General features: G+C 64.2%; 3 protein-coding genes. 2 read left to right on the forward strand and 1 reads right to left on the reverse strand.

Features of this window, described 5'->3' with window-relative positions:
• Positions 1–225 precede the first annotated feature (225 nt).
• Complete coding sequence (locus tag AB0I54_RS47905; protein ID WP_363302715.1) at positions 226–936, forward strand: transposase; 711 nt, start codon at positions 226–228, stop codon at positions 934–936.
• 179 nt (positions 937–1115) lie between these two features.
• On the opposite strand, the gene AB0I54_RS47910 is transcribed toward AB0I54_RS47905, so the two are convergent.
• Positions 1116–2210, reverse strand: coding sequence for an IS3 family transposase (locus tag AB0I54_RS47910; RefSeq protein WP_363302717.1), 1095 nt, complete (start codon positions 2208–2210; stop codon positions 1116–1118).
• A 178-nt stretch (positions 2211–2388) separates the two neighbouring features.
• Between AB0I54_RS47910 and AB0I54_RS47915 the strand changes: the two genes are divergently transcribed.
• Complete coding sequence (locus AB0I54_RS47915) at positions 2389–2739, forward strand: transposase (protein ID WP_363302718.1); 351 nt, start codon at positions 2389–2391, stop codon at positions 2737–2739.
• The last annotated feature ends 1555 nt before the right edge of the window (positions 2740–4294 follow it).

The raw sequence follows: 4294 nt of genomic DNA on the forward strand, positions 1-4294 counted from the left end.
CTCCGCTGCACCGACCACCCGCATCACCAGCCTCGTCCAAGCCGTCCTCACCCTCCACCTCACCGGCTCAAACTGAGGTTGGAAAAGGCTCACTGGCTCCTTCGGCGCCGAACTCGCCCGGTTCCTGCACGCCAACCAGGTCACCGTCATCGAGGTGGACCTGACCGTCGAGCTCGCCGCGCGGCAGGCAAATCCGACCCCGTTGATGCCTACGCCGCCACCGCGGTGCTCTCCGGCCGTGCCAAGGGCACCCCGAAGCACCGCGACGGCTCGGTCGAGCCAATCCGCGAGCTGCGCGTGGTACGCGCCAGCGCCGTCAAGGCCCGCACCCAGACCATCAACCAGATCAAGTCATTGCTCATCACCGCACCCGCTGCGGTGCGCGAAGCGCTACCATCGCTGACCACCACCGAGTTGATCCGGCGCCTGGCGGCCAGCCGTCCCCGCGCCGATCTGGCCGACCCGGCCACAGCCGTCAAACTCGCCCTCAAGCGTCTGGCCAAGCGCTACCGAAACTTGAGCGAAGAGATATCAGACGCGGACGCCGATCTGCGCGTTCTGATCGCCCCTATCGCGCCGGGCCTGCTCGCGCTGCCGGGCGTCGGGACCGAGACCGCCGGGCAGTTGCTGGTCACCGCCGGAGACAACCCGGACAGGCTCGTCTCGGAGGCATCCTTCGCCCACCTGTGCGCTGCCGCACCCGTGCCAGTCTCTTCCGGGCGCACCGACCGCCACCGACTCAACCGTGGCGGTAACCGCCAGGCCAACCGCGCGCTGCACACCATCGTGCTGGTCCGCATGCGTCACGACCCACGCACACGTTCCTACGTCGCACGACGCACTCTCGCAGGGCTCAAGACGAAGGACATCTTCAGATGCCTCATTGGGGAAGTATCGATGCTGCGGCCCAATCCATGGGTCGTGACTCCTTGGTGAGTGTTGGGGGACTGCCTCGTTGCCGTGCCGCGCTCGACGGCCAGTTTGAGTATTGCCGCCCCTGACACGCCGAGGCCCCGGACCTGCGTCAAGGACATTCCCGATCGAGGGCTGAACCGCTCCGGGATCGGTGGAGGCTCCGGACTGTCCCGAGTTGGGTGGAGTCGAGTTGCTTGGTTTCAGGCTACTGGCGGGGTGCGGAGTTCGTACTCCACCGGGCTGAGCATGCCCAGCGCGGAGTGCCTGCGCTGTCGGTTATGGAAGATTTCCAGGTACTCAAAGAGCGCGGTGGACAGCTCCAGACGCGTCCGCCACCGTCTTCGGTTGAGCAGTTCGACCTGGACCCGGGCCCAGAAGGACTCCATCATCGCGTTGTCCACGCAGTCCCCGATCGAGCCCATCAAGGGCAGCAGGCCGGACGCGTGCGCGCGCTGGGTGAACGCCCAGGACCCGAACTGCACTCCGTGATCGGAGTGGATGATGGTGCCGCCCGGCCGCGGGGAGCGGTTGCCGATGGCCATGGCCAGGGCGTTGGTGGACAGCGCCGCAGTGGGCGAGGCATCGATCGACCAGCCCACCACACGTCGCGAGAACGTGTCCAGGACGACCGCGCAGTACACCTTGCCCTCCAGAGTGGGGTGTTCGGTGATGTCCGTGACCCATAACTGGTCCCTGGCGTGGCGGGTGAAGTGGCGCTCCACCAGGTCGGTGACGGACGGGGTCACGTGCTTGGCGCGGGGGCGCCGGTTGCCGGGCAGGCCGTGCAGGCCGGCGCGCTGCATCAGCAGTTCCACGGTGCCGTGGCTGACATGGATGCTCAGGCCCAGACGGAGCTCTGCGTGCACCCGGCGGGAGCCGTAGGTGCCGCGGGAGGCGGTGTGGATGCCCACAATGGCCTCGGTCAGCCAGGCGTGCTTGACCAGGCGGTTCGACGGCGGACGATCCCGCCAGGCGTAGTAGCCGGACTCGGCGACATGCAGTACCCGGCAGGCCAGCTGCACCGGAAGGTGCTCACGGGCCATCACGCGGATGGCTTCGAACCGCCTTTTGGGGACGTCACCTCGCCCAGCAGTTCGGCAGCCCGCCGGTGGATGGCCAAGGTCGCTGCTGTTCGTGCCAGGCAACTGCCCTGTATCGATGAGGTGCTGGCGGCGCCAGACATAGATCGTCTGGTCGCTGATACCGAGGAGCCGGGCGACCTCGGCAACCTTCCTCCCGGATGCGACTAGATCGAGAACCTTGCGGCGAAATTCGGGCGGATAGCTGCGGGGCATCACGGCCTCCGAAGGCTGCTGGATGGTCAATTGTCCAGCAACCCGACTCCATCAGAACCGGGGCAGACCACCTCCATCAGACCCGGAGCGATTCAGGCCGAACAATGAGGAACCGGCAGCCGGGTCTCGCCACCACCTGCGGAGTCAATCACCAACTCCGGCAGAAGGGACGGGATTGATGTTCGTCGGATGGGACTGGGCCAGCGCCAGCCACGACGTGACCGTCATTGACGACCGCGGAACCGTGATCGACCAATGGGCCTTCGAGCACAGCGAAGACGACTTTTCGGCCGCCTTGGCCCGACTGTCCAGCCACGGCACCCCGGCTGAACTGCCCGTCATCATCGAACGTTCCAGCGGGCTGGTCGTCGACCGCTTGCTCGAGGCCGGATACCCGGTCCTGCCCGTGCACCCCACTGCATTCCATCACCACCGGGCCTGCGTACCCGGCCCAGAGGCTCCTCGTGACCGTGGATCTTGGGGTGGGGCAGATCGAGGCCGGGCAGGGGCTGCTGTCCGGGCTGCGTGAGCGGTTCGCTGGGCGTTTTGCCAGGTCTGAGCCTCGGGCGCATGCCCTGACGTGGTTCGACAGGCGGCCCACTTGCGGCTGCGGGGCGGGCACGGCCACAGCCGCGGCGACGGGCTCATTCGCGGGTTTTCACGAGGCGGGCTGTCCGAGGCGTGATCACAAACCCCGGGAGGGCTTGCGCGCATTCGTGGCAGGGTGTGCCTTCCTCAAGCCTAAGGGACCTGCCGTCCCGGAGTGGCCAGGCGTCGGATGGTTCCGCGCTGCTGTCGCGTAATCCGCAGTCAGGGTGGCCCTCGCTGGCTGCCGTGCTGCGGTTGTTCGCTGTTGTTGCGGTGCGGCAGTGGACGGCTGGAGCGGTACTGGACCACGAGCAGGCGCGTTTCGAGACGTACCAGGAAGTGGCAGGGAAGCGGCGCGCGGAGAATGCCGGTCAGAGACAGGAGTTCCGGTCGGCGCCGCATCAGTAATTTTGGAGTTCTGATGGGGCTCTATAAATCCGTTAGACCCATTCGGAACATGAGCATGCTGATAGTAGGTAGCGTATGCTCCCGGATGAACTTCTGCCGTGTAGGAGTTTTCTTTACGAACCGCATCGAGATACCCATATGCATTATTAGCAAAACCCGTACGGGGGGCCGTTTGGATTTGAGCTCGTCCATATTGATCATCATAATTGGATGTGACTTTAATATTCCAAGTTCCAGCGGTATTTCTGAGGCCAGGGAAAAGTCTGGCAGTTTCGTTAGTGAAGTGTTGTATGCGTGCCTTGCATCCGTTGCATGGGCCGACGTTAGCAACAATGTCCACCTGGACGGATTGGATCGATCCGGCCGTCGACTTCAAAGCCTCCAACCGCTTATAGGCCCAGTCGAGAACCTTAACCTCCGCATCATTCCGCGTCTTATATATCAGCGATGGGAGTTTATCCGCCCATGCATATCGGCTGCCACTTGCCGCCTCGTCGCCTGCCTTATAAGCGTCCGAAATCGCATACTTGGATGTGTTGATATAAATGATGCCCTGGGCAGTGGTTTTCCCCGTGACCGCGACGGTGTCCATGACACTATCGAATGACTGTGCGCGCGCCACGGAGGCCGCACCGTACTCCATCGGAGTGGACATTCCACCTCCATCTCAATCGGCAATCCCAGCTGGATTTGCCTCTCCAAGTAAGACGCTTCAGAAGCCACCATGGTTCAAACCAGCAGGCGCTTCCAGGACGCACTGTTCCATGCCGTGCTTCCACTGCCGAAGACGCACGCTGGGCGCACTTGACTGGGCGCGGTACGCCCAGGTCATGAGTGGAGTCCGCCAACGCGCTTGAACTGCTGGACTTGGGGTCCCGCCGCGAGCGCAGGCGTCCCACCAGCTCGACGGGAAGGTGGCGCAGCAGCCAGGCCAGGCGCATCACGTCGTAGCCGGAGTCCATCACCACCCGGTTCCGGTCGCCGCATTGTCATTGATTCCTAATGTGGTCTGTCAAGCTGCGAGAACCGTGGGTGGGGTCGCCTCATAGCACCGTCCGTCACGCAAGAGGGCCCAGAGCACGTTGACG

This window comes from Streptomyces sp. NPDC050625 (assembly GCF_040654755.1).
GTDB lineage: Bacteria > Actinomycetota > Actinomycetes > Streptomycetales > Streptomycetaceae > Streptomyces.

Coding starts and splice junctions, on each gene's coding strand:
- AB0I54_RS47910 (WP_363302717.1), bottom strand. CDS start 2,210: ATGCCCCGCAGCTATCCGCCCGAATTTCGCCGCAAGGTTCTCGATCTA.
- AB0I54_RS47915 (WP_363302718.1), top strand. CDS start 2,389: ATGTTCGTCGGATGGGACTGGGCCAGCGCCAGCCACGACGTGACCGTC.